This is a genomic window from Streptomyces collinus Tu 365 (genome assembly GCF_000444875.1).
In the GTDB taxonomy this organism is placed as follows: domain Bacteria; phylum Actinomycetota; class Actinomycetes; order Streptomycetales; family Streptomycetaceae; genus Streptomyces; species Streptomyces collinus_A.
In genome coordinates, this window is record NC_021985.1 from 4,475,445 (window position 1) to 4,500,674 (window position 25,230).

The following is a 25,230-nucleotide window of genomic DNA, read 5'->3' on the forward strand; positions in this document are numbered from 1 at the left end:
CGCGGGCGGGGGCCCCGGCGGTCACTCCACGAAGGCGTCGCACACCGCGTCGTACTCCCGGGTCCACCACACCGGGAGCGCCGACGCTGCCGGGAACTGGCAGTCCGCGCGGGTGTCGCCGCGCTCGTAGTGCCAGCGCAGCATCCAGAAGTCGTTCAGGCGCTCCCACCACACCCGGTGCACGGCCGCGGCCAGCTCCGAGGGGGTCGCCCCGGCCGCGCGCCGGTACGCGCGCGCGTACGCCCGTACCTTGCGCAGGTCCAGCGCGCCCACGGGCCGTACGAAGAAGATCACCGCGGCGCGCACGGCCTCCTCGGCGCGCGGCTGCACGCCCAGCCGGTCCCAGTCGACGATGGCGGCCGGGGCGTCGTCCTTGTAGAGCAGGTTGAACGGGTGGAAGTCCCCGTGCACCCACCCCACCGGGCCACCGCGCGGCGGACGCCGGTGCGCGTGCTGCTCCAGGAGCGCGCGCCGCTCCAGTAACCGGTGGCGGGCCAGGGTGTCGAAGGCGTCGGCCGGGCGGTGCCTGCGGACCCGCCCGAGCAGGTCGTCGATGAGGGTGAAGGTGTCGGCCGGGTCGGCGCTCTCCACGGGGTGCGGGCTCGTCGCGGGGCGGGTGCGCCCCTTGGGGGGCATCACGCGCTCCAGACAGGCGTGTACGGCCCCCAGGAGCGCCCCCAGGCGCGCGCTCTCCGCCCGGGTGAGCTGGCCGCCGTGGCGGTGCCTGCCGTCGATCCAGGGGTGCAGGGCGTACGCGTGGCCGCCGACCACGGCGACCGTGCGGCCCTCGCGGTCGGCGAGCGGCTGGGCGACCGGCACCCCCAGGTCGGCGAGGCGCTGGGTGGCGCGGTGCCGGCGCTCGATCGCGGCCGGGTCGGCGGTGTCCGGGTCGAAGTGGTGCTTCAGGAAGTAGCGGCCGCGGGTGGTGCTGACCCGGTAGCCCCGGTTGAGCAGCCCTTGGTCGACGGGTTCGCAGGCGAGGGCGGAACCGGCGGCGTACAGGCGCAGCAGGGCGGCCAGAGGGGGCGCGTGGGAGAGAAGGGGTGGTACACATGAGCGCGGCACGCGCCAGATGTTAGGGCACCTCAAGACCCTGTGAGCTGGGCGTAGTCACAGGCAGTCATCGTCGATCGCATTCGGTCACTCGGCGCACCGGGCCGAAAAGGCGCCCCCGCTGCACCACGGGCGCCGGAACCGGGCGGCGTGCTCTCCGCCCCATGCGACGGGAATATCCCTACATGTCCTTCTTGGTGTGCGAGGCGCGTGTCACAAGAAGGCTCTTCCCGTGTCCGGGGTCGCCGGGATAACGTGCCGTAGCTCCGGCCTCCTGCAAGGCTGTGACCAGCGGCCTTCCGGTCCTCGCGGATTTACTTGGAAATCCAAGCAAAAACGCAGGTCAGGAGGGGTTTCACAGAAATGTGGAGCACTGGGTAACGTAAAAGTCGCAGGGCGCTCGCCGGGGCACCTGTCACGCCTGTTCCCGGCCGAGTGGCACCCACCCCGTGCCCGGTGGTCGACAACAGGTGAGCCGCACTGGCCTACCGGCAACCCCGGGGGCCGGAACGACGGAGGAGCACACGTGACCGTGGAGAGCAGTGCCGCGCGCAAGCCGCGACGCAGCGCCGCAGGCAAGGCCGGCACCACCGGCAGCAGGACCGGAGCCACCGGCACCAAGCGGGCGACCCGCACCGCGAAGAAGAGCGCCGACCCGGAGCTCGTGCAGCTCCTGACGCCCGAGGGCGAGCGGGTCGCGAACGCCGAGTACGACGCGTACGTCGCCGGGATCACCCCCGACGAGCTGCGCGGCCTGTACCGCGACATGGTGCTCACCCGCCGCTTCGACGCCGAGGCCACCGCGCTGCAGCGCCAGGGCGAGCTGGGCCTGTGGGCCTCGCTGCTGGGCCAGGAGGCCGCCCAGATCGGCTCAGGCCGGGCCACCCGCGAGGACGACTACGTCTTTCCGACCTACCGTGAGCACGGCGTCGCCTGGTGCCGCGGGGTCGACCCGACCAACCTGCTCGGCATGTTCCGGGGTGTGAACAACGGCGGCTGGGACCCCAACAGCAACAACTTCCACCTCTACACGATCGTCATCGGCTCGCAGACGCTGCACGCCACCGGCTACGCCATGGGCGTGACCAAGGACGGCGCGGACTCGGCGGTCATCGCCTACTTCGGCGACGGCGCCTCCAGCCAGGGCGACGTGGCCGAGGCGTTCACCTTCTCCGCGGTCTACAACGCCCCCGTGGTGTTCTTCTGCCAGAACAACCAGTGGGCCATCTCCGAGCCCACCGAGAAGCAGAGCCGCGTCCCGCTGTACCAGCGCGCCCAGGGCTTCGGCTTCCCGGGCGTGCGGGTGGACGGCAACGACGTGCTGGCCTGCCTCGCGGTCACCAAGTGGGCGCTGGAGCGCGCCCGCAACGGCGAGGGCCCCACCCTGGTCGAGGCGTACACCTACCGCATGGGCGCCCACACCACGTCCGACGACCCCACCCGCTACCGGGGCGACGAGGAGCGCCTGGCCTGGGAGGCGAAGGACCCGATCCTGCGCCTGCGCCGGTACCTGGAGGCCGCAAACCACGCGGACGAGGGATTCTTCGCGGAACTCGAGACCGAGTCCGAGGCGTTGGGCAGGCGAGTGCGCGAAGCGGTCCGTGCCATGCCGGACCCGGACCGATTCGCCATCTTCGAGAACGTGTACGCGGACGGGCACGCGCTCGTCGACGAGGAGCGAGCCCAGTTCGCCGCCTATCAGGCGTCGTTCGCGGACGCAGAGGGGGTCTGACCATGGCAGCCGAGACCAAGAACCTGGCACTGGCCAAGGCGATCAACGAGTCGCTGCGCCGCGCTCTGGAGACGGACCCCAAGGTCCTCGTGATGGGCGAGGACGTCGGCAAGCTCGGCGGTGTCTTCCGGGTCACCGACGGCCTGCAGAAGGACTTCGGCGACAGCCGGGTCATCGACACCCCGCTCGCCGAGTCCGGCATCGTCGGCGCCGCGATCGGCCTGGCCCTGCGCGGCTACCGCCCGGTCGTGGAGATCCAGTTCGACGGCTTCGTCTTCCCGGCCTACGACCAGATCGTCACCCAGCTCGCGAAGATGCACGCCCGCGCGCTCGGCAAGGTCAAGATGCCCGTCGTCATCCGCATCCCCTACGGCGGCGGCATCGGCGCGGTCGAGCACCACTCCGAGTCCCCCGAGGCGCTGTTCGCGCACGTGGCCGGCCTGAAGGTGGTCAGCCCCTCCAACGCCTCGGACGCGTACTGGATGATGCAGCAGGCCATCCAGAGCGACGACCCGGTGATCTACTTCGAGCCCAAGCGCCGCTACTGGGACAAGGGCGAGGTCGACACCGAGGCCATCCCCGCCCCGCTGCACAAGGCGCAGGTCGTCCGCGAGGGCACCGACCTCACCCTGGTCGCCTACGGCCCGATGGTGAAGCTCTGCCAGGAGGTCGCCGCCGCGGCCGCCGAGGAGGGCAAGTCCCTGGAGGTCGTGGACCTGCGCTCGGTCAGCCCCCTCGACTTCGACACCGTCCAGGCGTCGGTGGAGAAGACCCGCCGCCTGGTCGTCGTCCACGAGGCGCCGGTGTTCCTCGGCTCCGGCGCGGAGATCGCCGCCCGGATCACCGAGCGCTGCTTCTACCACCTGGAGGCCCCGGTGCTCCGGGTCGGCGGCTACCACGCCCCGTACCCGCCGGCGCGCCTGGAGGAGGAGTACCTGCCGGGCCTGGACCGGGTGCTCGACGCCGTCGACCGTGCCCTGGCGTACTGAGGAGAGGGTTCGTGACGACGATGACGGAAGCATCCGTACGCGAGTTCAAGATGCCCGACGTGGGCGAGGGACTCACCGAGGCCGAGATCCTCAAGTGGTACGTCCAGCCGGGTGACACGGTCACCGACGGCCAGGTGGTGTGCGAGGTCGAGACCGCCAAGGCGGCCGTCGAACTGCCCATCCCCTACGACGGTGTGGTGCGCGAGCTGCGCTTCCCCGAGGGCACCACGGTCGACGTGGGCACCGCCATCATCGCGGTGGACGTGTCGGGCGGCGCCCCGGCCGAGGTCCCCGCCGAGCAGGCGCAGGCGGCCCCTGCGGCTCCCGCGCCCGCCGCGGCCCCCGCGGAGACCGTGCAGGCCGAGGGGGAGGCCAAGCCGCCGGCCCGCCAGCCCGTGCTGGTCGGCTACGGCGTGGCGACCACCTCGACCAAGCGCCGGCCGCGCAAGGGCCCCGAGGTGAAGGTCCCGGCGGCCGCCCAGGCCGTCCAGACCGAGCTGAACGGCCACGGCGCCCCCGCCGCCGCTCCCGCCGAGGCCCGGCCGCTGGCCAAGCCGCCGGTGCGCAAGCTGGCGAAGGACCTCGGCGTCGACCTCGCCACGGTCACCCCGTCCGGCCCCGACGGCGTCATCACCCGCGAAGACGTCCACGCGGCGGCGGCGCCCCAGGCCGCCGAGCCGGCCGTGGCGGCTCCCGCGCCCGTGACGGCCCCCGCGGCCGCCGCGCCCGTCGTGTCGCACGACGGTGCCCGGGAGACCCGCGTCCCGGTCAAGGGCGTCCGCAAGGCGACGGCGCAGGCCATGATCGGCTCGGCCTTCACGGCCCCGCACGTCACGGAGTTCGTGACGGTGGACGTGACGCGCACGATGAAGCTGGTCGAGGAGCTGAAGCAGGACAAGGAGTTCCAGGGGCTGCGGGTCAACCCGCTGCTGCTGATCGCCAAGGCCCTGCTGGTCGCCATCAAGCGCAACCCGGACATCAACGCGTCCTGGGACGAGGCGAACCAGGAGATCGTGCTCAAGCACTACGTCAACCTGGGCATCGCGGCGGCCACCCCCCGTGGCCTGATCGTCCCCAACATCAAGGACGCGCACGACAAGACGCTCCCGCAGCTCGCGGAGTCGCTGGGCGAGCTGGTCGGCACGGCCCGCGAGGGCAGGACGTCCCCGGCGGCGATGCAGGGCGGCACGGTGACCATCACCAACGTCGGCGTCTTCGGTGTCGACACCGGTACGCCGATCCTCAACCCCGGAGAGTCCGCGATCCTCGCGGTCGGCGCGATCAAGCTCCAGCCGTGGGTCCACAAGGGCAAGGTGAAGCCGCGCCAGGTCACCACCCTGGCCCTCAGCTTCGACCACCGCCTGGTCGACGGCGAACTGGGCTCCAAGGTCCTCGCCGACGTGGCGGCGATCCTGGAGCAGCCGAAGCGACTGATCTCCTGGGCCTGACGGCCCAGGAGGAGTAACCTCGACGCCTTGGAGGGGTCGGCCGCAAGTTTGGGTTGCGGCCGCCCCCTCCGGCTTTTCACCCGGTCGTCAGACCCGGCCGAGCACGTAGACGGGCGCCCCGTCCTCGGCTCCCCCCTGCGAGCGGATGCAGGCGTGCCGGCGCAGCAGGCGCAGGCACTCGTTGACACGATGCACCGTCAGGCCCGTACGGGCCGCGATCGACTCGAGCGGCTCACGCAGCTCACCCTTCTCGACGAGCACCGGCGCGATCACCACCGCCACCGTCCACACGTCCTCCGTCACCGACAACCTCCGCCGCCAGTCGGCCAGCACGGTCTCCGTGGTGGGGGGACCGGAGCTGGGGGCGGCACGACCGAGGACCAGGACGTCGAACCGGTCGGCGATGCGCTCCATCGCCCGCACCAGGGCTTGCTGCACGGCGAGGGTCGCCTTCTGCGTCGCCAGGGTCTCCCGCTGGATGTCCAGAGTCTCCTTCTGCAGGTCGACGGCTTCCCTTTGCAGTCCGAGAGTCTCCTTCTGGACGTCGACGGCTTCCTGTTGCAGCGCGATCGTCGCGCGCTGCCCGTTCGCAAGCTCCTCGTCCAGCTGAAGGTTGTGCGCCTCCAGCCGGACGATGGCCTCGGCGACCTGCTCCGGCATGGCGTACGCGAGGGGTGCACCCGGCTCGGCCGGCTGCACCTCGGCCTCTTCGAGGGTGTACGAACCCTCTCGCTGCACTGTCTCGATCACTTCCGCCGCCCACTGCTTGAAGGGGGCGCAGGCGGGTTTGGTGCAGGCGTTGACGAGGAGGATGAGACCTTGGAGAGAGATGAGGTTCAGGTCTCGGCGCCACTCCCTACCTGCGGGAACGCTGAGACCGTAAGCTCCAGTTACGGTCTCGAGAATCTCTCGATGGACCTCCGGGACATGATCCGCGAGGGCTTGCCTCGAATTGGTGTGGCCAAGTTCCTTGCACACATCGACAGCCGGAAACCAATGCGTCCCGTCCGGCATCGTCAGCCGTCGCACGCGGGCACCGGTCGCCGCGTAGACGAAGTCGCTGATGTCGATCGCCTCGTGCCGTGCGGCCGAGTCGGATCGCTTGTCGGGTTCATTCATCCGAACCACCTCCGCTGCGGAACGTAGGGCGGAGGAAATCGAACATGCCAACCGCAACCGGGATCTTTCACGATTGCGAGGGAAGATCGCCGATTCCGGTGGCGGTCCGCAGCGCGACGGGCCCGCCGCGTGGTCGCGGCGGGCCCGTCGGGGTGTGCTGGGTGGGTGTCAGCCGAGCTTGGCGAAGCCGTAGCCGAGAAGCTTCTTGGCGTCCGACTCGCGCTGCGGGATGGACGTGGAGGCGAGGACCGTGCCGATGACCGTCTTGCCGTTGCGGGTCGCGGCGAAGACGAGGCAGTACTTCGCCTCGGGGCCGGAGCCGGTCTTCACGCCGATGGTGCCGCTGTAGCTGCTGAGCAGGCCGTTGGTGTTGGTCCACGGCGCCATGGTGCGGGTGCTGCCCGTCTTGGTGATCGTCTTCGCGCTGTACGACTTCGTCTTGACGATCGTGCGGAACGTGGAGTTCTTCATCGCGCTGCTGGCGATCTTCGTCAGGTCGCGCGGCGTCGAGTAGTTGGCGCCGCTGCCGATGCCGTCGAACGAGTCGAAGTGGGTGTTCTTCAGACCGAGGTTCTTGGCGGCGGTGTTCATCTTGCCGATGAAGTTGGCCACGCGCTGGGCGCGGGTCGAGCCGGTGCCGTACTTGTCGGCCAGCGCGTAGGCCGCGTCGCAGCCGGACGGCAGCATCAGCCCGTACAGCAGCTGGCGGACGGTGACCTTGTCGCCGACGATGAGGTGCGCCTGGGAGGCGTTGTTCCGGACGACGTAGTCGCTGTACTCCTTGGCGATAATCACCTTGGAGTCGAGGTTCAGGTTCGACTGCGCGAGCACGACCTTCGCGGTCATGATCTTGGTGGTGGAGCCCGTGGAACGCTTGGTGTCAGCCGCCTTGGTGTACAGGCTGGCCTGGCTCGAGTTGTTCATCACGTAGCCGCCCTTGGCCACGATCGAGGGCGTGGTGACGGCCTGCGCGGGTGCCGCGGTGAGGGCCCCGGTGGCGAGCATCGCGCCGGACGTGACGGCGACGGCGGTGGCTCGGCGGATGCGGCGGGTGCCCATGATGCCGGTAATCAAAGTGAAATACCCCGATTGTCTTTGAATGCCCCTGGTATGCGGCCGAGTTGGACTGCCAAGCGAATGGGGCCGCACGTGTGCGACACGTAATTAGCACAGAAGGTTGTGCGGACGCTGATGAGATCTGCGTCACGTCCACATGGCGGACCGGGCTCACCTATGCGTACGTCTTGTATCTATCCTGTGGACATGGCCACGCCAGTGAAACAACCCCCCGCCGCCGACCGCGTCTACACCCACGTCAAGCAAGCCGTACTGGACCGCCGCTACGAGGGCGGCACGCTGCTCACCGAGGGGGAGCTGGCCGACGCCGTGGGGGTCTCCCGCACGCCCGTCCGCGAGGCGCTGCTGCGACTGGAGGTGGAGGGCCTGATCCGGCTGTACCCCAAGAAGGGCGCCCTGGTCCTGCCGGTCTCCGCGCAGGAGATCGCCGACGTGGTGGAGACCCGGCTACTGGTGGAGGAGCACGCGGCCCGCAAGGCCGTGCCCGCCCCGCCCGCGCTGCTGGAACGGCTGGCGGACCTGCTGGAGCGGCAGAAGGGCGAGGCCGCGGCCGGCGACTTCGCCGCCGCCGCGAAGACCGACCGCTGCTTCCACGCCGAGATCGTGCGCAGCGGCGGCAACGAGATCCTCTCCCGCCTCTACGACCAGCTGCGCGACCGGCAGCTGCGGATGGGCGTCGCGGTCATGCACTCCCACCCCGACCGGATCGCCAAGACCCTCGCCGAGCACGAGGAGATCCTGGACGCGCTGCGTTCGGGGGACGCGGAGGCCGCCGTGGGCGTCGTGCACCGGCATGTGGGCTGGTTCTCGCACCTCGCGCGAGGTGAGGTCCGATGAGCAACGCCACCCTGCCGGGTGACCCCGAGGGCGGCCGGCGCGCCGTCGCGGTGTGGTCCATAGGCGTCGCCGTCTACTTCGTCGCCGTCATCTTCCGCACCTCCCTGGGCGTGGCCGGCCTGGACGCGGCCGACCGCTTCCACGTGGGTGCCTCCGCGCTGTCCACCTTCTCGATCCTGCAGCTGCTGGTCTACGCGGGCATGCAGATACCCGTGGGCCTGCTCGTGGACCGGCTCGGCACCAAGCGGGTGCTGAGCATCGGCGCGGTGCTGTTCACCGCGGGCCAGCTCGGCTTCGCCTTCTCCGCCTCCTACGGCACGGCCCTCGCCTCGCGCGCGCTGCTCGGCTGCGGCGACGCCATGACCTTCATCAGCGTGCTGCGCCTCGGCACCCGCTGGTTCCCGGCCCGGCGCGGCCCGCTGGTCGCGCAGCTCGCCGGACTGGTCGGCATGGCGGGCAACCTCGTCTCCACCCTCGTCATCGCCCGGCTGCTGCACGGCATCGGCTGGACCCCCGCCTTCGCGGGCAGCGCGGTGGCAGGCGCGGTCGTCCTGGTGCTGACCCTGCTGTTCCTCAAGGACCACCCCGAGGGGCACGAGCCCGAACCGTCCCCGCACCGGGGCTCCGCCTACGTGCGCCGGCAGATCGCGGCGTCCTGGCGGGAGCCCGGCACCCGGCTCGGTCTGTGGGTGCACTTCACCACCCAGTTCCCGGCGATGGTGTTCCTGCTGCTGTGGGGCCTGCCGTTCCTGGTCCAGGCGCAGGGCCTGAGCCGGGCCAAGGCCGGTGACCTGCTGACCCTGGTCGTGCTGTCCAACATGGTGATCGGCCTGGTCTACGGCCAGATCGTCGCCCGGCACCACCGGGCCCGGCTGCCGCTGGCCCTCGGCACCGTCGCGGCGACCGCGGCGCTGTGGGCGCTCACCCTCGCCTGGCCCGGCGCCCACGCCCCGACGGGACTGCTGGTGGCTCTCTGCGTGGTCCTCGGCGCCTGCGGCCCGGCCTCGATGCTCGGCTTCGACTTCTCCCGCCCCGCCAACCCGCCCGAGCGGCAGGGCACCGCCTCCGGGATCACCAACATGGGCGGGTTCGTCGCCTCCATGACGACCCTGTTCGCGATCGGCGTCCTGCTCGACGCCACGGGCGACGACTACACGGTGGCCTTCTCGGCCGTGTTCCTCCTCCAGGCGCTGGGCGTCAGCCAGATCCTCCGCCTGCGCGGCCGCGCGGCCCGCCGCGAACGGGAGCGCCTGGTGGCCAGCCGGGTGGAGGCGGTACACGTACCGGCGTGAACCGGTCCCTCCCGGCCCACGCCGGTATCGCCGGCCTTCCCTTCCGGCCCGAGGCAACGGCACGGGCCGGGCTTCCCGGTCCGCGGTGCCGGCGTGGGGCGGCCCTTTCCGCGAGCCGTCGGGCGGCCGGCCGGGAGGGAGGGGCGGGTGTGCCGGGTGACGGCATGCCTGCCGGCGCGGGCCTGCCCTCTCGGTTTGCGGCAACGGCGCGGACCGGCCCTTCCAGCCCGCAGCAACGGCGTGGGCCGGGCTTTCCGGCCCACTGCACTGGCCGGAGTCGGCCCTCCCGGCCCGCGGTAGGGCACAGGCCGGCTTCCCCGTCCGCGGTGCCCGCCTGAGTCGGTCCTCCCGGCCCTCGGGCGTTCTCGGCCTCCCGGCCCCTGGGCGTTCTCGGTCTCCCGGTCCGTGGCCGCCGCCTCTCAACCCCGCGGCTCGTCCCCGGTCGCCGCGTCTCAGGCAGCGACCGGTACGAGGGTGAGGTAGGCGAGGCCGAGCACGCCCCGGTAGGTCATCCACTGCCGCCGGTGCCGGTCCAGGCGTTCGCGGGTCGGGGCGGCCAGCGGATGGTCCGGGTGCCCGGCGAGCCACACCTCGGCGTCCGCCTGGTACGCCGACTCGAACTCCTCCCACTCGTCCGGGCCGGCCGTCTCGGTCCACTCGGGCCGGAAGCCGGCCCCGACCGCGAGTTCGAGCAGGGTGCCCAGGTCGTGGTGGTCGCCGGCGGACGCCGCCGGCCACATACCGGCCAGCTCGGCCTCCGTCGGCGGACGCTGCCAGAACCCCTCGCCGAGCAGCACCCGCCCGCCGTCGGCCACCAGCCGCCGCAACTCCCGCAGCGCCTCCGCGGTGGGCGGCTCGGCCGAGCTCAGCGCCTGGCTCGCCCCCAGGCAGAGCACCAGGTCCGCCGGGCCCCGCCGGGTGCCCGTGGCCGACTCCTGGACGAACTCCACGCGGTCGGCCAGACCCCGCGCCGCCGCGTTCCGCCGGCCCCGCTCCAGGTCCTCGCCGCCCAGGTCGACGCCGACCCCGCGCGCTCCCGGTACCGCCTCCAGCACGCGCAGCATCAGCTCGCCCCAGCCGCAGCCGACGTCCAGCACCCGGCCGGGCCCGGTGACGGCGAGGCGCCGGACCATGGCGGCCGCGCGGGCCTCCGAGAGCGGGCCGTGGAAGCTGAGGCGGGTGAGCCGGGGCGGGAGGTCGTCGGTGTGGGGGAGCGCAGCGCTGTCGGTCATGCCGGCACGCTACGTCCGGCACCGGGGTGCCGGCACCGGGTTTCCGCGGGGGCGGGCCCGAGGCGGCACGTGGCACCCGCGCACCGGGCCGGGGCGCCGAAACCGGTTTCCGCCGGGGACGCCCCGCGGCGGCACCCCCGGCCGCCCTACGGCGTCACCGTGAAGTTCCGCAGGATCGCCGCCGCCAGATCCGGGTCGCCCTCCGTCTTGATCCGGTCCGCGACCGCCTCCGGGGTGACCCGGCCGCAGGCCAGCCGGACGTAGGTCTCCCAGTCGAGGGTGAGCGTCGCGGCCGGGCCGAGCGCGGGAGCGGTCTCCAGGGTGCCCCGGCCCTGGATGTCGACCCGGATGGTGCGCAGGAACTCGACGGGCCCGTGCACGTCGAAGACGATCGCGGAGCTGCGCGGTGCGTCCGCGTCCTTGGCGACCACGTCGGGGAGCGCGGCCAGCAGCACGTCACGGGTGACGAGCGCGCCCGGGGAGTCGAGGTTGCCGGGGCGGCCGAGGGCCGTGCGCAGGTCCTGCTCGTGCACCCACAGGTCGAAGGCGCGGGCCCGCATGGCTTGTTCCAGGGTGATGTCGGAACCCATCGGGCCGCGCACCTTGGTGCCGGGGTCGCGGGACTCGTTGCGCAGCTGGCGGTTGCGGCGGATGACCGTGTACTCCAGCTCGGACGTCATCTCCGGCGCCGTGTGGTGGCGGCGGACGTCGACCTGCATCTCGTTGTACCGCTGGTGCTCGTTGGTGACGTGGAAGAGGTCGCGGGGCAGCGTGTGGATCGGCCGCGGGTCGCCGAGCATCTCGCAGTCCAGGCCGATCACATGCGACACGACGTCACGGACCGACCAGCCCGGGCACGGCGTCCGCCGGTTCCACTCCCCCTCCGCGAGCGGGACCACGAGCTCGGATATCGCTTCGATGGAGTGGGTCCAGGCGTCGGCGTAGGGCTGGAGGGTGGGATGCAGACTCACGGAACAGGACCCCTCGGCGGTCGGTACACGGGCAGGTTGTGGCAGCGTTGCCAGCGGGAGGTGGCTGCACTCGGCGGTGTCTTGGGACTCCCCCAGTTCTCGGCTGGGCTCGAACCGGGGAGACCCCCAAGTTACGCTGCTGTGAGGCACCCCGGCAGTGCTTTCGTGTGACGATCGTAGGCCCGTGTGGACAACTCGAATGCCAGGACGGTGGTAGTGTGCGCGCCTCGCTGATCCAGATCGCCGTGGACGAGGACGAATCGGTTGCCTCCCGGCGGCAGCGAGCGGCCTCGCTCGTCCGCGACCAGGCCGGGTCCGATCTCGTGGTCCTGCCCGAACTGTGGACCACCGGAGCCTTCGCCTACGAGGAGTTCGCCACCGAGGCCGAGCCGCTCGAAGGCCCCACCTACGAGGTCATGGCCAAGGCGGCGAGCGACGCGGGGGTGTGGCTGCACGCGGGCTCGATCCCCGAGCGCGATCCCGAAGGCCCGCTCTACAACACCTCCCTCGTCTTCTCGCCCTCCGGCGACCTCGCCGCCGCCTACCGGAAGATCCACCGGTTCGGCTTCGACAAGGGCGAGGCCGTGCTGATGGGCGCCGGGCGCGAGCCGGTGACGGTCCGTCTGCCGGGGACCACCGTCGGCCTGGCCACCTGCTACGACCTCCGCTTCCCCGAACTCTTCCGCTCCCTCGTCGACGCCGGCGCCGAGACGCTGGTGATCCCGGCGGGCTGGCCCGAGCGGCGACGCGCGCACTGGACGCTGCTGGCCCAGGCACGGGCGGTGGAGAACCAGGCGTTCGTGCTCGCGTGCGGAACGGCCGGGACGCACGCCGGAGTTCCCCAGGCGGGTCACTCGATCGTGGTGGACCCCTGGGGCGAGGTGCTGGCCGAGGCGGGTGCCGGCGAGGAGGTCCTCACCGTCGACCTGGACCCGGCGAAGCCGGCCGCCACCCGCGAGCAGTTCCCGGCCCTGAAGGACCGGGTCCTGGGCCTGGCACCCCCGCGCCACTGACGCGCGGTCAGGAGCGGTCGGTCGTCTTCGGTCGTGGTCGGTCGTCTTCGGTCGTGGTCAGTCGTCCTCCCGCTCCTTCTGCGCCAGGTGGATCACGCACACCGCCACGGCGATCAGCAGGGCCGGGTCCGCGTCGTCGCGCACGATGTCGACGCCGTAGGTGTCCCGCACGGTCAGCCAGCGGCGGGAGATGACGGCGAGCAGCTCCCCGTCGTACTCGATGGCGAACTCGTGGTCGAGGATCCGGCCGCTGACGTCCAGGTCGGTGCCGTCGACCAGGGAGACCCGGTAGTGGTGGCGCAGCAGGGACAGCCGCTTGCGCCGGATGGTGGCCAGGCCCTCTCCGTCCCGCTCGATCACCATGGTGTCGCGCAGGGCGAACATCTTCTGGTGGATGTCGATCAGGACGCGCCCCTGGGCGTCCTTCAGCTCGAAGGTGTCCCGCAGCCGCATCGCCTTGCCGTCGACGAGGAAGACCTTCCGGCCGTGCTCGTCCTCGATCCAGTAGTCGTCTCCGATGCCGAGGAGCCGGTCGCGCACGAGGAATCTCATGCCCATAGCGCTTCCCCGGCAAGGCGTGATCGTCACACGCTCCCGCGCCACCGGGGCTGACCGTCCGCCACCGCCCGCCCGGACCCCGGGTGGCCCCGCGGTGAAGTTCCCGTGCGCGGGCGCCGGTCGGCCAACCATGTGCCGGGCTCCCGGGTCGAACCGGACGAACGCGCCGAACCCGGCGGCACACGTACGGCTCTCCCGGAGGTTCCCCCATGTCCTCTCGACCGTCCTCTCGACCGTCCTCTCGTCCCGCCCGCCGCGGGCCGGCCCGCGCCCTCCCGGCGCTCGCCCTCGCCCTCGGCACCGCCCTGGCCGTACCGCTCACCGCGGCGGGGGCCGCCGGCGCGGCGACGCGGCCGGCCATGGCCGAGGTCAACCCGTACGGCTGGCAGCTTGCCTACCGGGCCGCCGCCGGCCAGACCAACAAGGTCGCCGTCACCGCGTCCCTGACCGGCGGAAGCGGCCCCGGCATCACCTACCTGATCGACGACGTCGTCCCGATCGACGCGGGCCACGGCTGCGTCCACCCCGACGGCGCCGACGCCACCAAGGTCTCGTGCGCCGTCACCGCCGAGGACAGCCAGGACCCGTACCCGGCCCTGACGATGGACCTCGGCGACCGCGCCGACACCGTCACCTACGCCAACACCACCGGCCAGGTCTACCGCTTCGCCCGGATCTCCCTGGGCCCCGGCGACGACCGGCTCACCGACACCGGACGTCTGGACGGCAACGCCGTCTCGGGCGACGCCGGGAACGACACCCTCACGGTGGGCAAGCTGGGGCTCGCCTCCGGCGGTGACGGCGACGACACGATCGACGCGACCGGCGACCAGGTCATCGCCCACGGCGGCCGGGGCGACGACGTGCTGCGCGGCGGCGCGGCCGGCCAGGACCTGTGGGGCGACGACGGCGACGACAGGATCCTCGGCGGCGCGGGCGCCGACACGCTGTACGGCGGCCGGGGCGACGACGTGCTGTACGGCGACAGCGGAGACGACCACCTGTACGGCAACAGCGGAAACGACCGTCTCTACGGCGGCCCCGGTCGCGACACCCTCTCCGGCGGCCCCGGAAGGGACGTCGTCCACCAGGGGTGACCGGCGCTGATCAGTGCCCACCGGCCCTGAGCGGGACCGATCAGCGCCCGGGCCCCGCCGTGGGCACCGGGTGGCACCCTGGGAGCCATGACCGACTCCGCACCCCGCCGCGTTCGCGTTCGCGCCCCCGAGCTCGTCGGCAAGGGCGGCTGGCTCAACACGGGCGGTCGGAACCTGACGCTCGCCGAGCTGCGAGGTAAGTGCGTCGTCGTCGATTTCTGGACCTTCTGCTGCATCAACTGCCTGCATGTCCTGGACGAGTTGCGGGAGCTGGAGGAGAAGCACCGGGACACGGTCGTGGTCGTCGGGGTGCACTCGCCGAAGTTCGCGCACGAGGCCGAGCACGAGGCGGTCGTGGACGCGGTGGAGCGGTACGGGGTGGAACACCCGGTACTGGACGATCCCGAGCTGGCCACCTGGAAGCAGTACGCGGTCCGGGCGTGGCCGACGCTCGTCGTCGTCGACCCCGAGGGGTACGTGGTCGCCCAGCACGCCGGTGAGGGGCATGTGCACGCCATTGAGCGGCTGGTGACGGAACTGGAGGCCGAGCACGCGGCGAAGGGCACCCTGCGCCGCGGTGACGGGCCCTACGTGCCGCCGGAGCCCGAGCCGACGGTGCTGCGCTTTCCCGGCAAGGCGCTGCTGCTGCCCGGCGGGACGTTCCTGGTCAGCGACACCACCCGGCACCAGCTGGTGGAGCTGGCCGCGGACGCCGAGACGGTCGTGCGGCGGATCGGCAGCGGCACGCGCGGGTTCGCCGACGGCGGTCCGGGGCGGGCCTCCTTCAGCGAGCCGCAGGGGCTCGCGCTGACCGAGGACGGCGCCGCGGTGGTCGTCGCGGACACCGTCAACCACGCGCTGCGCCGGCTCGACCTGGCCGGCGGCGAGGTCACCACCCTGGCCGGCACCGGCCGGCAGTGGTGGCGGGGCTCCGCCACCTCGGGGCCGGCCCGTGAGGTGGACCTGTCCTCGCCGTGGGACGTGGCCGTCTTCGGCGGCCGGGTGTGGATCGCCATGGCGGGCGTCCACCAGCTGTGGACGTACGACCCGGGGGCGGGGACCGTCGCGGTGGCGGCGGGCACCACCAACGAGGGACTGGTGGACGGCCCGGGCGCCGAGGCGTGGTTCGCGCAGCCCTCAGGTCTCGCGGCCACCGCGGACCGGCTCTGGCTGGCCGACTCCGAGACCTCCGCCCTGCGCTGGGTGGACCTGGACGGGGCCGTCCACACGGCCGTCGGCACCGGCCTGTTCGACTTCGGGCACCGCGACGGCCCCGCCGGACAGGCCCTGTTGCAGCATCCGCTGGGCGTCACCGTGCTCCCGGACGGCTCGGTGGCGGTCGCGGACACGTACAACCACGCGCTGCGCCGCTACGACCCCGCCACCGACGAGGTCAGCACGCTGGCCACGGACCTGCGGGAGGCCGCCGACGCGGTGGTGGCCGGTGCGGACATCGTGGTGGTGGAGTCGGCCCGGCACCGGCTGACCCGGCTGCGGCTGCCCCCAGAGGCGGTGCGGGTGGACGCGGTCGCGCACCGCACCGCGCGCGAGGCGACCGAGGTCGCCCCTGGCCGGCTGCGCCTCGACGTGGACTTCCGGGCGCCCGCCGGGCAGAAACCGGACGACCGCCACGGTCCCTCGACCCGGCTGCTGGTCTCCTCGACGCCGCCCGGGCTGCTGCGCGCGGGCCAGGGGGAGGGCACCGCTCTGACGCGCGAGCTGGAGCTGGACCCGGCCGTCGCGGAGGGCGTGCTGCACGTGTCGGCGACGGCGGCCTCGTGCGACGACGACCCGGCGAACGCGTACCCCGCCTGCCATGTGCACCAGCAGGACTGGGGTGTTCCGGTGCGCCTGGCCGAGGGGGGCACCGACCGGCTGCCGCTCGTCCTGGCCGGGCTGGACGAGCGGTAGCCGGGGTGTCTCAGACGCCGTAGCCGTTGGTGTAGCCGTCGTGGTGATGGTGGTGGGGTTCCTCCTCGACCACCGGCGTCGTGGGCGGGACGACGACCCGCCTGCGCCGGGCGATGCCGCTGAACGTGGCGACGCCGATGAGACCGACTGCCATCAGGATGATGCCGACGAGGTCGAGGTTGACCCCCTGCATGTGCCAGTCGGTCGCGAACGTGAGGATGGCTCCCACGGCGATGAGGATGATGCACCCGCCGAGGCCCATAAGTCGTCGCCTCCCCTTCCGGTTCCGGGATTTCCGGTGCCGTCCGGGTACCCGGCCCGGCGCCGTGCATGCTCGTCACGGCGCCGGGTGTCCAACGGGGCCTCACCGGACGGGAGTCAGCTCTCCAGGAACGCCGTGAGAGCGTTGGCCAGCAGGAACGGGTCGTCGGCGCCGCACAGTTCGCGGGCGCTGTGCATGGACAGGATGGCGACGCCGATGTCGACCGTCCGGATGCCGTGCCGGGCGGCGGTGATCGGGCCGATGGTGGTGCCGCAGGGCATGGAGTTGTTGGAGACGAAGGTCTGCAGCGGAACGCCCGCCTTCTCGCAGGCGGCGGCGAACACCGCCCGGCCCGAGCCGTCGGTGGCGTAGCGGTTGTTGACGTTGACCTTGAGGATCGGGCCGCGGTTGACCCGCGGGTGGTGCGTGGGGTCGTGGCGCTCGGCGTAGTTGGGGTGGACGGCGTGGCCGGTGTCGGAGGACAGGCAGACCGAGCCGGCGAAGGCGCGGGCCCGGTCCTCGAAGGAGCCGCCGCGGGCGAACACCGAGCGTTCCAGCACGGTGCCGAGCAGCGGGCCGTCGGCGCCGGTGTCGGACTGGGAGCCGTTCTCCTCGTGGTCGAAGGCGGCCAGTACGGGGATGTGGTCCAGCGTGGCGCCGGAGGCCGCGGCGGCGGCGAGGGCGGCGGCGCCGGCGTGCACGGAGAGCAGGTTGTCCATCCGGGGGCCGGCGACGAGTTCCTGGTCGCGGCCGAGGTAGGCGGCCTGTTCCACCGGGCTGGTCATCAGGTCCCAGCCGGCCACCGAGCCGGGCGTCAGGCCCGCCTCGGCCTCCAGGAAGGCGATGAGGTCGCCCTCACGGGGGTCGTCGCCGAGGCCCCAGACGGGCTGCAGGTGGCGCTGCTTGTCGAGCTTGAGGCCGTCGGAGGTGACGGTGCGGTCCAGGTGGATGGCGAGCTGGGGGACGCGCAGCAGCGGCCGGTCCACGTCGACGAGGACGGTGGAGCCGTCGCGCAGGGTGAGCCGGCCGGCCAGTCCGAGGTCGCGGTCGAGCCAGGAGTTCAGCAGCGGGCCGCCGTAGATCTCGACGGCGACCTGCCGCCAGCCGTGCGCGCCGCTGTCGGGCTGCGGCTTGACGCGCAGGTTGGGCGAGTCGGTGTGCGCGCCGACGATGTGGAAGGGGGTGTGGGGGGCGGCGCCGTCGGGGACGTACCAGGCGACGATCGCCCCGCCGCGCAGCACGTACCGGCCGCCGCTCGTCCCGTCCCAGGCGTCCGTCTCCGCGACCTGCCGGAAACCCGCCTTCTCCAGCCGCTCGGCGGTGTTCGCCACGGCGTGGTACGGCGACGGACTCGCCGCCAGGAAGGACATCAGGTCGTCGGTGTGGCCGCGGTCGAAGCGGGCTGGTGCGCTCATGTGGCTTACCTTAACGACGTGCGAGGGCCCGCTCCCGGTACGGGAGCGGGCCCACGGCGACGGTGGAGGGGTGCGGATCCGGGCCTTCGGGAAGAAGCGGAATCCTTAGAACGCGGCCTCGTCCAGCTCCATCAGGTCGAGGTCGACGCCCTCGGCCACCTTGCGGGCCAGGGTGACGCCCGGAAGGACGTTGGCCGCGAAGAACTTCGCCGCCGCGATCTTGCCGGTGTAGAAGGCCTTGTCCTTGGAGGAGGCCGTCTGGAGCTTCTCGGCGGCGACGGCGGCGCCCCGCAGCAGCAGGTAGCCGACGATCACGTCACCGGAGGCGAGCAGCAGACGGGTGGTGTTCAGGCCCACCTTGTAGATGTTCTTGACGTCCTGCTCGGTGGCGGCGAGGTCGGTGAGCATCAGGCCGACGATGGCCTCCAGCTCGACGGCGGCCTTGGCGAGGTGCTCGCGGGCGCCGGCCAGCTCCTCGCCACCGGTGCCGAGCGCCAGGAACTTCTTGATGTCCTCGGCGAGGGAGTTCAGCGCCGCGCCCTGGTTGCGGACGATCTTCCGGAAGAAGTAGTCCTGGCCCTGGATGGCGGTGGTGCCCTCGTAGAGGGTGTCGATCTTGGCGTCGCGGATGTACTGCTCGATCGGGTACTCCTGCAGGAAGCCGGAGCCGCCGAAGGTCTGCAGCGACTGGGCGAGCTGCTCGTAGCCCTTCTCGGAGCCGTAGCCCTTGACGATCGGCAGGAGCAGGTCGTTCAGCGCGTGCTCGGCCTTGGTGTCCTCGCCGTTCGCCTCCTTGACGGCGATCGCGTCCTGGACCGAGGCGGTGTGGAGCACGAGGGCGCGCATGCCCTCGGCGTACGCCTTCTGCGTCATCAGCGAGCGGCGGACGTCGGGGTGGTGGGTGATGGTGACCTTGGGCGCGGCCTTGTCCATGAAGTTGGCCAGGTCGGGGCCCTGGACGCGCTCCTTGGCGTACTCCAGGGCGTTCAGGTAGCCGGTGGAGAGCGTGGAGATCGCCTTCGTGCCGACCATCATGCGGGCGAACTCGATGATGCGGAACATCTGGCGGATGCCGTCGTGCTTGTCGCCGATCAGCCAGCCCTTGGCGGGGTGGCGGTCGCCGAAGGTCATCTCGCAGGTGTTGGAGGCCTTCAGGCCCATCTTGTGCTCGACGTTGGTGGCGTAGACGCCGTTGCGCTCGCCCAGCTCGCCGGTCTCGAAGTCGAAGAGGTACTTCGGGACGAGGAAGAGGGACAGGCCCTTGGTGCCCGGGCCCGCGCCCTCGGGGCGGGCGAGGACGTAGTGGAGGATGTTCTCCTCCATGTCGTGCTCACCGGACGTGATGAAGCGCTTGACGCCCTCGATGTGCCAGGAGCCGTCCTCCTGCTGGACCGCCTTGGTGCGGCCGGCGCCGACGTCGGAACCGGCGTCGGGCTCGGTGAGCACCATGGTGGAGCCCCAGGTGCGCTCGACGGCGATCTGGGCGATCTTCTTCTGGACGTCGTTGCCCTCGTCGTAGAGGATGCCGGCGAACGCCGGGCCGGAGGAGTACATCCACACGGCCGGGTTCGAGCCGAGGATCAGCTCCGCGTACGCCCAGATCAGGGACGGGGGAGCCGTCGTGCCGCCGATGCCCTCGGGCAGGCCGAGCCGCCAGTACTCGGAGTCCATGAAGGCCTTGTAGCTCTTCTTGAAGGACGCGGGGACCGGCGCGGTGTTCGTCTCGGGGTCGAAGACCGGCGGGTTGCGGTCGGCGTCGGCGAAGGACTCGGCCAGCTCGTTCTCGGCGAGCCGGGTCAGCTCCTCCAGGACGCTCTTGGCGGTCTCCGTGTCCATCTCCTCGAACGGACCGGTGCCGTAGAGCTTGTCGCGGCCGAGTACTTCGAAGAGGTTGAACTCGATGTCGCGGAGATTGGACTTGTAGTGCCCCATGGTGACGGCTCCGTTAGGACTCGGCGAGGCACTGTCTCCTCGCATCTGGTTCACGTACCAACAAGTTTCTCCGATGATGCTACCCGTCGGTAATAAGACGCAAGCCCGATCCGGTCATCTGTGACTGAGTACTCTTCTGCGCATGTACGGCTACGACCAGAACGCCGGCGCTCAGCAGCAGTACGCCGCACCCCAGCAGCCGATGGCCGGCGGCTACGGGCAGCAGCCGCCGCTGTATCCCGAGCCGTCCCCGCCCTCGCTCGCGGACGCGGTGCGCGCCTTCACCACCGGGCAGATGTCCGCCGAGGACTTCCAGCAGATCTTCGCGACCTCCAAGGTGTACTGTCCGCGCGGTGACACCCCGGGCTTCCTCGCCCTGCACAACACCCAGCAGCCGGTGATCCCCATGTTCACCTCGCTGAAGGAGTTGCGGCGGTACGCGGGCAAGGAGTCCAAGTACTTCGTGATCACCGGCGCCGAGGTGATCGACCTCCTGCCGACCGGCTACGGCTTCGTGGTGGACATGGAGGGCGAGCACCGGATGGTGTTCGACGCCAAGGCGGTCGAGCAGATGGTCGACTTCGCGATGCGCCGCATGTACGGCTGACCGGCCGCCCCGCTCGATGGAGAGCCCGGAGGGAATGCCCTCCGGGCTCTCTGTGTTGTGAGGGGTGGCAGAAAGTTCAACGCTCAACTAAACTGGGCGTACAAGGAGGTCCCACCATGCCTGCAGTGACCGTCGAGAACCCGTTGACGCTGCCCCGAGTGACCGCTCCCGCCGACGCCGTGGCCCGCCCCGTGCTGACCGTGACGACCGCGCCGAGCGGCTTCGAGGGCGAGGGCTTCCCGGTGCGCCGCGCGTTCGCCGGGATCAACTACCGCCACCTCGACCCGTTCATCATGATGGACCAGATGGGTGAGGTGGAGTACGCGCCGGGCGAGCCCAAGGGCACCCCCTGGCACCCGCACCGCGGCTTCGAGACCGTCACCTACATCATCGACGGGACCTTCGACCACCAGGACTCCAACGGCGGTGGCGGCACCATCACCAACGGCGACACCCAGTGGATGACGGCCGGCTCCGGTCTGCTGCACATCGAGGCGCCGCCGGAGGCGCTGGTGGTGTCCGGCGGGCTCTTCCACGGCCTCCAGCTGTGGGTGAACCTCCCGGCCAAGGACAAGATGATGGCCCCGCGCTACCAGGACATCCGCGGCGGCAGCGTCCAGCTGCTGACGAGCCCCGACGGCGGCGCCCTGCTCCGCGTCATCGCCGGTGAGCTGGACGGCCACGAGGGTCCCGGCATCACACACACCCCGATCACCATGATCCACGCGACCCTCGCCCCGGGCGCCGAGCTGACCCTGCCCTGGCGCGAGGACTTCAACGGCCTCGCGTACGTCATGGCGGGCCGCGGCAGTGTCGGTGCCGAGCGCCGGCCGATCCGGCTGGGCCAGACCGCCGTCTTCGGCGCGGGCTCCTCGCTGACCGTCCGCGCGGACGAGAAGCAGGACGCGCACACCCCGGACCTGGAGGTCGTCCTCCTCGGCGGCCGGCCGATCCGCGAGCCGATGGCCCACTACGGCCCGTTCGTCATGAACACCAAGGACGAGCTGATGCAGGCCTTCGAGGACTTCCAGAAGGGCCGCCTGGGCACCGTCCCCGCGGTCCACGGCATGACGGGAGCCGGCCCGCAGGGCTGACCCCGCCCCCGCCCCACCGTCGCCCGGCCCGCCCAGCGGACCGGGCGACGGCTGTTCCGGGGCCGTGCGGCCGGCCCGGTGGCGCACGGACCGGCGATCGGCGGAGATGCCGCCGCCGGTCGCCCTGCCGTGGCGAGCGCGGCGGCGGTCCGCGCTGCGGCGTGCGTGCCACGAGCCCACGCGGCGGCAGGCTCACCGGGGCCCGACGGCGGTGAGCGCCTCCGCCCGTCGCCCCGCGGTGTCTCACCCGGCCGGGTGTTCGTCGCAGGACAGGCGACGGGTGCCGTGGTCTGGTGGGGGTGTGCCGCCGCTGTCCGAGCCCGTTCGCCGTCTGGCTGCCTGGTGTGTCGTGGTGCTGCTCGTGGCCGGGGTGGGATGGGTCGGTGTGCGGCTGTGCGGCGAGCTGCGGACCGCCGTGGTGCCCGTGCTCCTCGCCCTGCTGGGGACCGCGCTGCTGGGGCCGCTGTACCGGCGGATGGTGGCGGCGGGGGTGCAGCGCTCGCTCGCGGCCGGGCTGACCTGCGTCGCCGTCGTGGCCGTCGTCGGCGGGGCGCTCTACATCGTCGTCGCCGCGCTCATCGACACCGGCGACCAGATCATCGCCTCGCTCCGGCAGGCCGCCCAGTCCGTCGCCCGGCACTTCGGGGCCGCCGGCACCGGCCTCGACGACGTGGCCGCCAACTCCCGCAAGCTGCTGGAGAAGTTCGGCGGGACGGCGGCCTCCAACGTCATCAGCGGGGTCAGCGTGGTCGGCGAGGGCATCGCCATGGCCGTGCTCGCGCTGCTGCTGGTCTTCTTCTTCCTGCGCGACTCCCACCGCGCCGTCGAGGTCCTGCGGGCCGTCGCGCCCGGCGGCACCGCCGACACCGCGGAGGCCGTCGCCCGGCGGGCCTTCACGGCGGTGGAGGGGTTCATGCGCGGGACCACCCTCATCGCCCTCATCGACGCCGTGTGCATCACCGTCGGCCTGCTCGTCCTGCGGGTCCCCGGCGCCGTCGGCCTCGGCGCGCTCGTCTTCGTCTTCGCCTACATCCCCTACCTCGGCGCCTTCGTCTCCGGCGCGGTGGCCGTGCTGGTCGCCCTCGCCGACCGCGGCTTCGTCATCGCGCTGTGGGCGCTCGGTGTGGTCCTCGCGGTGCAGGTCCTGGAGGGGCACGTGCTCCAGCCCGTCATCCAGAGCCGCACCGTGCAGATGCATCCGGCGGTGGTCATGCTGGCGATCACCGCGGGTGCCTCCGTCGCGGGCATCCTCGGCATGCTGCTCTCGGTGCCGCTGACCGCCGCCGCCTTCGGCGTCGCGCAGGAACTGCGGTCACGTCACGAGGTGTCCGCGCCGCCGGACTCGTAGAGCTCGAACCAGATGCTCTTGCCGCGCCCCCGCGGCTCCACCCCCCACGCGTCCGCGAGCACCTCGATCAGCACCAGGCCGCGGCCCGACGAGGCCAGCTCGCCCGGCCGGCGCTTGTGCGGGAGGTCGTCACCGGCGTCCGTGACCTCAAGACGCAGCCGGCGCCCGCCCGGCTCGCCGGTCACCTCGGCGAGCAGCAGCGCGTCGGCGTCGGTGTGCACCAGGACGTTGGTGACCGTCTCGGAGACCAGCAGCACCGCGGAGTCCACCTGGTCGGCCGAGCCCCAGTCGTGCAGCAGCTCGCGCAGGTGCCGGCGGGCCTCCGCGATCCGCTCCGGCTCGTCCTGCGCCACCGACAGCGCCGTGCGCCGCACCGCGGGCCGGGCGGCCGCCGGGTCGCCCCAGCCGCGGTCCGCCCCGGGCCGGCCCAGCAGCAGCACCGCGATGTCGTCCTCGCGGCGGTCGGGCCGCGGGCCGGCGGTGTGGTGCGAGGACGGCCCGAGCACCCCCTGCACCAGCGCGTCGGCCAGCGACTCCGGGTCGCCCCGGTGGTCCTCCAGGATCGCCCGGACGCGCCGCCAGCCGCTCTCCATGTCGTGCCCGCCGGTCTCGATCAGGCCGTCGGTGCACAGCGTCATGATCTCGCCCGGCTCCAGCGTGAACCGGGTCGTCGGATAGTCCGCGTCCGGATCGACACCCAGCGGCAGCCCGCCCGCCGTCGGCCGCGTCATCACCGTGCCGTCGGCCATCCGGATCGCCGGGTCCAGATGCCCGGCGCGGGCGATCTCCAGCAGGCCGGTCTCCGGGTCGGCCTCCACGTACAGGCAGGTCGCGAAGCGCGGGTCGGTCATGTGCTCGTCCTGGGTGATGCCGTGCAGGAACCGGGAGGCGCGGGAGAGGACCGCGTCCGGGCGGTGCCCCTCCGAGGCGTACGCCCGCAGGGCGATCCGGAGCTGGCCCATCAGGCCCGCCGCCCGCACGTCGTGGCCCTGCACGTCCCCGATGGCCAGGGCGTACCGGCCCGAGGGCAGCGGGATGATGTCGTACCAGTCCCCGCCCACCTGGAGCCCGCCGCCGGTCGGGATGTAGCGGGCGGCCACGGTCAGCCCCGGGATCTGCGGGCCCAGCGACGGCAGCATGGAGCGCTGCAGCCCCTCCGCCAGCTCCCGCTGGGAGTCGGCGGCCCCGGCCCGGGACAGGGCCTGGCCCAGCATCCGGGCCACCGTGGTCAGGACGGCCCGCTCGTCGGGCGTGAAGGCCACCGGATAGGCGAAGGCCGCCATCCAGGCGCCCAGGGTGCGCCCGGACGCCGTCAGCGGGAGGAACGCCCAGGAGCGGCGCCCGAAGTGCCGGGCGAGCGGCCAGGTGACCGGGTAGCGGCCGCGGTAGTCGTCGGGCGAGGAGAGGTAGACGGGCCGGCCGGTGCGCACCACCTCGGCGGCCGGGTAGTCGGCCGTCAGCGGCAGGTGCGAGAAGGGTCCGTCGACGCCGGGCCGGTGCCCGTGGTGGCCGATGACCGTCAGCCGGTCGCCCTCGACGCCGAACACCGCGAGCCCGTCCGGGGAGAAGCCCGGCATGGACAGCCCGGCCGCGACCCGCAGCACCTCCTGCGTCGACCGCGCCTCCGCCAGCGCCCGGCCCGCGTCCAGCAGGAACGCCTCCCGCGAGCGCCGCCAGTCCCCGGTGACCGCGCTGCGGCCCGCCGCCGTGCCCGGAGCCGGTTCGGTGACCTCCTGGAGGGTGCCGGTCAGCTCGTAGCTGTGCCGCTCGGGGTCGTACGACGGCTTCGAGCGGCTGCGCACCACCCGCAGGACCCGCCCCTGCTCGTCCATGATCCGGATGCGCACCTCGGCCAGGGTGCCCTCGGCGACCGCCAGCCGGATCACGCCGGTGATCTCGTTCCAGTCGACCGGGTGCAGCCGGGCCCGGGTCTGCGCCTCCGTGAGGGTGGTCGCGCGCGCGGGCAGCCCGAGCAGCCGTGCCGCCTCCGCGTCCACGGTGACCAGGCCGGCGGCCGTGTCCCAGTGCCACAGTCCGGTCGCGAGGGCGGCGAGGACGTCATTCACGGACGGCAGGGGCTCGCCTGTACGCATTGCCCCACTTTAGGAAGATCCGATCGATCGGTGCCACCGTAGGGAGCGCCGACGGGAGGGCGGGACCGCCCGAGGCGGCGCCGGGTGCCGCGGAGCGCGGGGAAAAGGTGGGGAGCCGATCTTGGCGTGCCCGGTACCCTTGATGGGTCC

At 72.3% G+C, this 25,230-nt stretch carries 21 protein-coding genes; 11 read left to right on the forward strand and 10 right to left on the reverse strand.

Features of this window, described 5'->3' with window-relative positions; genetic code table 11:
* Window positions 1-21: 21 nt before the first annotated feature.
* Window positions 22-1,065, reverse strand: a complete 1,044-nt coding sequence (locus tag B446_RS19535) for a phosphotransferase (protein WP_020941164.1) — start codon at window positions 1,063-1,065, stop codon at window positions 22-24.
* 514 nt (window positions 1,066-1,579) lie between these two features.
* On the opposite strand from B446_RS19535, the gene pdhA reads away from it, so the two are divergent.
* Genes pdhA through B446_RS19550 form a run of 3 tightly spaced genes read left to right on the forward strand, consistent with a single transcriptional unit; the run spans window position 1,580 to window position 5,222 of the window.
* Window positions 1,580-2,785 (forward strand): pyruvate dehydrogenase (acetyl-transferring) E1 component subunit alpha, encoded by a 1,206-nt coding sequence (gene pdhA / locus B446_RS19540; RefSeq protein WP_020941165.1) that lies wholly within the window; start codon window positions 1,580-1,582, stop codon window positions 2,783-2,785.
* 2 nt (window positions 2,786-2,787) lie between these two features.
* Window positions 2,788-3,774 carry an alpha-ketoacid dehydrogenase subunit beta gene (locus tag B446_RS19545; RefSeq protein WP_020941166.1) on the forward strand — a complete coding sequence of 329 codons (987 nt, stop codon included), beginning with the start codon at window positions 2,788-2,790 and terminating at the stop codon, window positions 3,772-3,774.
* An 11-nt stretch (window positions 3,775-3,785) separates the two neighbouring features.
* Window positions 3,786-5,222, forward strand: a complete 1,437-nt coding sequence (locus B446_RS19550; RefSeq protein WP_043476031.1) for a dihydrolipoamide acetyltransferase family protein — start codon at window positions 3,786-3,788, stop codon at window positions 5,220-5,222.
* Between the two features lie 87 nt (window positions 5,223-5,309).
* On the opposite strand, the gene B446_RS19555 is transcribed toward B446_RS19550, so the two are convergent.
* Window positions 5,310-6,341 carry a Bro-N domain-containing protein gene (locus B446_RS19555; RefSeq protein WP_020941168.1) on the reverse strand — a complete coding sequence of 344 codons (1,032 nt, stop codon included), beginning with the start codon at window positions 6,339-6,341 and terminating at the stop codon, window positions 5,310-5,312.
* 168 nt (window positions 6,342-6,509) lie between these two features.
* A complete protein-coding gene (locus B446_RS19560; protein WP_043476034.1) occupies window positions 6,510-7,415 on the reverse strand; it encodes a D-alanyl-D-alanine carboxypeptidase family protein in 906 nt (301 codons plus the stop codon).
* Window positions 7,416-7,604: 189 nt separating this feature from the next.
* Between B446_RS19560 and B446_RS19565 the strand changes: the two genes are divergently transcribed.
* Both B446_RS19565 and B446_RS19570 read left to right on the forward strand, forming a co-directional pair.
* Entirely contained in the window at window positions 7,605-8,255 is a 651-nt protein-coding gene (locus B446_RS19565; protein ID WP_043476037.1) for a GntR family transcriptional regulator, read from the forward strand.
* Entirely contained in the window at window positions 8,252-9,547 is a 1,296-nt protein-coding gene (locus tag B446_RS19570) for an MFS transporter (RefSeq protein WP_020941171.1), read from the forward strand. Before B446_RS19565 ends, B446_RS19570 begins: the two co-directional genes overlap by 4 nt.
* 452 nt (window positions 9,548-9,999) lie before the next feature.
* Here the strand turns inward: B446_RS19570 and B446_RS19575 are convergent, their stop codons facing one another.
* Together B446_RS19575 and B446_RS19580 are read right to left on the reverse strand one after the other, a co-directional pair.
* Complete coding sequence (locus tag B446_RS19575) at window positions 10,000-10,779, reverse strand: SAM-dependent methyltransferase (RefSeq protein ID WP_020941172.1); 780 nt, start codon at window positions 10,777-10,779, stop codon at window positions 10,000-10,002.
* 146 nt (window positions 10,780-10,925) lie between these two features.
* The gene (locus B446_RS19580; protein ID WP_020941173.1) at window positions 10,926-11,750 is read right to left on the reverse strand and encodes a maleylpyruvate isomerase family mycothiol-dependent enzyme; all 825 of its coding nucleotides are present in this window, start codon (window positions 11,748-11,750) and stop codon (window positions 10,926-10,928) included.
* Between the two features lie 218 nt (window positions 11,751-11,968).
* Here B446_RS19580 and B446_RS19585 point away from each other — a divergent pair, with 218 nt between their 5' ends.
* Entirely contained in the window at window positions 11,969-12,763 is a 795-nt protein-coding gene (locus B446_RS19585) for a carbon-nitrogen family hydrolase (RefSeq protein WP_020941174.1), read from the forward strand.
* 57 nt (window positions 12,764-12,820) lie between these two features.
* Here B446_RS19585 and B446_RS19590 read toward each other — a convergent pair whose 3' ends face one another.
* On the reverse strand, window positions 12,821-13,315 hold the full coding sequence (locus tag B446_RS19590) for an LURP-one-related/scramblase family protein (RefSeq protein ID WP_020941175.1): 495 nt from the start codon (window positions 13,313-13,315) through the stop codon (window positions 12,821-12,823).
* A 215-nt stretch (window positions 13,316-13,530) separates the two neighbouring features.
* Here B446_RS19590 and B446_RS19595 point away from each other — a divergent pair, with 215 nt between their 5' ends.
* Both B446_RS19595 and B446_RS19600 read left to right on the forward strand, forming a co-directional pair.
* Window positions 13,531-14,418 (forward strand): calcium-binding protein, encoded by an 888-nt coding sequence (locus B446_RS19595; RefSeq protein ID WP_043476040.1) that lies wholly within the window; start codon window positions 13,531-13,533, stop codon window positions 14,416-14,418.
* Between the two features lie 87 nt (window positions 14,419-14,505).
* Window positions 14,506-16,329, forward strand: a complete 1,824-nt coding sequence (locus B446_RS19600; RefSeq protein ID WP_020941177.1) for an NHL domain-containing thioredoxin family protein — start codon at window positions 14,506-14,508, stop codon at window positions 16,327-16,329.
* A gap of 10 nt (window positions 16,330-16,339) precedes the next feature.
* Here the strand turns inward: B446_RS19600 and B446_RS19605 are convergent, their stop codons facing one another.
* The 3 genes from B446_RS19605 to B446_RS19615 form a co-directional block, all read right to left on the reverse strand.
* Window positions 16,340-16,591, reverse strand: coding sequence for a DUF6458 family protein (locus B446_RS19605; RefSeq protein WP_020941178.1), 252 nt, complete (start codon window positions 16,589-16,591; stop codon window positions 16,340-16,342).
* A 116-nt stretch (window positions 16,592-16,707) separates the two neighbouring features.
* Window positions 16,708-18,006: a M18 family aminopeptidase gene (locus tag B446_RS19610; protein ID WP_020941179.1), complete on the reverse strand. Its 1,299-nt coding sequence runs from the start codon at window positions 18,004-18,006 to the stop codon at window positions 16,708-16,710.
* Window positions 18,007-18,111: 105 nt separating this feature from the next.
* Complete coding sequence (locus B446_RS19615; protein WP_020941180.1) at window positions 18,112-19,938, reverse strand: acyl-CoA dehydrogenase; 1,827 nt, start codon at window positions 19,936-19,938, stop codon at window positions 18,112-18,114.
* 142 nt (window positions 19,939-20,080) lie between these two features.
* Between B446_RS19615 and B446_RS19620 the strand changes: the two genes are divergently transcribed.
* From B446_RS19620 to B446_RS19630, 3 genes are all read left to right on the forward strand, one after another.
* Window positions 20,081-20,545: an SseB family protein gene (locus B446_RS19620; protein WP_020941181.1), complete on the forward strand. Its 465-nt coding sequence runs from the start codon at window positions 20,081-20,083 to the stop codon at window positions 20,543-20,545.
* A gap of 116 nt (window positions 20,546-20,661) precedes the next feature.
* Window positions 20,662-21,639, forward strand: a complete 978-nt coding sequence (locus B446_RS19625) for a pirin family protein (RefSeq protein WP_043476043.1) — start codon at window positions 20,662-20,664, stop codon at window positions 21,637-21,639.
* A gap of 301 nt (window positions 21,640-21,940) precedes the next feature.
* The gene (locus B446_RS19630; protein ID WP_043476046.1) at window positions 21,941-22,987 is read left to right on the forward strand and encodes an AI-2E family transporter; all 1,047 of its coding nucleotides are present in this window, start codon (window positions 21,941-21,943) and stop codon (window positions 22,985-22,987) included.
* Here B446_RS19630 and B446_RS19635 read toward each other — a convergent pair.
* Complete coding sequence (locus B446_RS19635) at window positions 22,957-25,080, reverse strand: ATP-binding SpoIIE family protein phosphatase (protein WP_020941184.1); 2,124 nt, start codon at window positions 25,078-25,080, stop codon at window positions 22,957-22,959. The genes B446_RS19630 and B446_RS19635 overlap by 31 nt on opposite strands.
* Window positions 25,081-25,230 lie beyond the last annotated feature (150 nt).

Bases quoted from the DNA above. Each gene is read 5' to 3' on its own strand.
- B446_RS19545 (WP_020941166.1), top strand. From the start codon at position 2,788: ATGGCAGCCGAGACCAAGAACCTGGCACTGGCCAAGGCGATCAACGAG.
- B446_RS19555 (WP_020941168.1), bottom strand. From the start codon at position 6,341: ATGAATGAACCCGACAAGCGATCCGACTCGGCCGCACGGCACGAGGCG.
- B446_RS19565 (WP_043476037.1), top strand. From the start codon at position 7,605: ATGGCCACGCCAGTGAAACAACCCCCCGCCGCCGACCGCGTCTACACC.
- B446_RS19570 (WP_020941171.1), top strand. From the start codon at position 8,252: ATGAGCAACGCCACCCTGCCGGGTGACCCCGAGGGCGGCCGGCGCGCC.
- B446_RS19575 (WP_020941172.1), bottom strand. From the start codon at position 10,779: ATGACCGACAGCGCTGCGCTCCCCCACACCGACGACCTCCCGCCCCGG.
- B446_RS19590 (WP_020941175.1), bottom strand. From the start codon at position 13,315: ATGAGATTCCTCGTGCGCGACCGGCTCCTCGGCATCGGAGACGACTAC.
- B446_RS19595 (WP_043476040.1), top strand. From the start codon at position 13,531: ATGTCCTCTCGACCGTCCTCTCGACCGTCCTCTCGTCCCGCCCGCCGC.
- B446_RS19600 (WP_020941177.1), top strand. From the start codon at position 14,506: ATGACCGACTCCGCACCCCGCCGCGTTCGCGTTCGCGCCCCCGAGCTC.
- B446_RS19605 (WP_020941178.1), bottom strand. From the start codon at position 16,591: ATGGGCCTCGGCGGGTGCATCATCCTCATCGCCGTGGGAGCCATCCTC.
- B446_RS19610 (WP_020941179.1), bottom strand. From the start codon at position 18,006: ATGAGCGCACCAGCCCGCTTCGACCGCGGCCACACCGACGACCTGATG.
- B446_RS19615 (WP_020941180.1), bottom strand. From the start codon at position 19,938: ATGGGGCACTACAAGTCCAATCTCCGCGACATCGAGTTCAACCTCTTC.
- B446_RS19620 (WP_020941181.1), top strand. From the start codon at position 20,081: ATGTACGGCTACGACCAGAACGCCGGCGCTCAGCAGCAGTACGCCGCA.
- B446_RS19625 (WP_043476043.1), top strand. From the start codon at position 20,662: ATGCCTGCAGTGACCGTCGAGAACCCGTTGACGCTGCCCCGAGTGACC.
- B446_RS19635 (WP_020941184.1), bottom strand. From the start codon at position 25,080: ATGCGTACAGGCGAGCCCCTGCCGTCCGTGAATGACGTCCTCGCCGCC.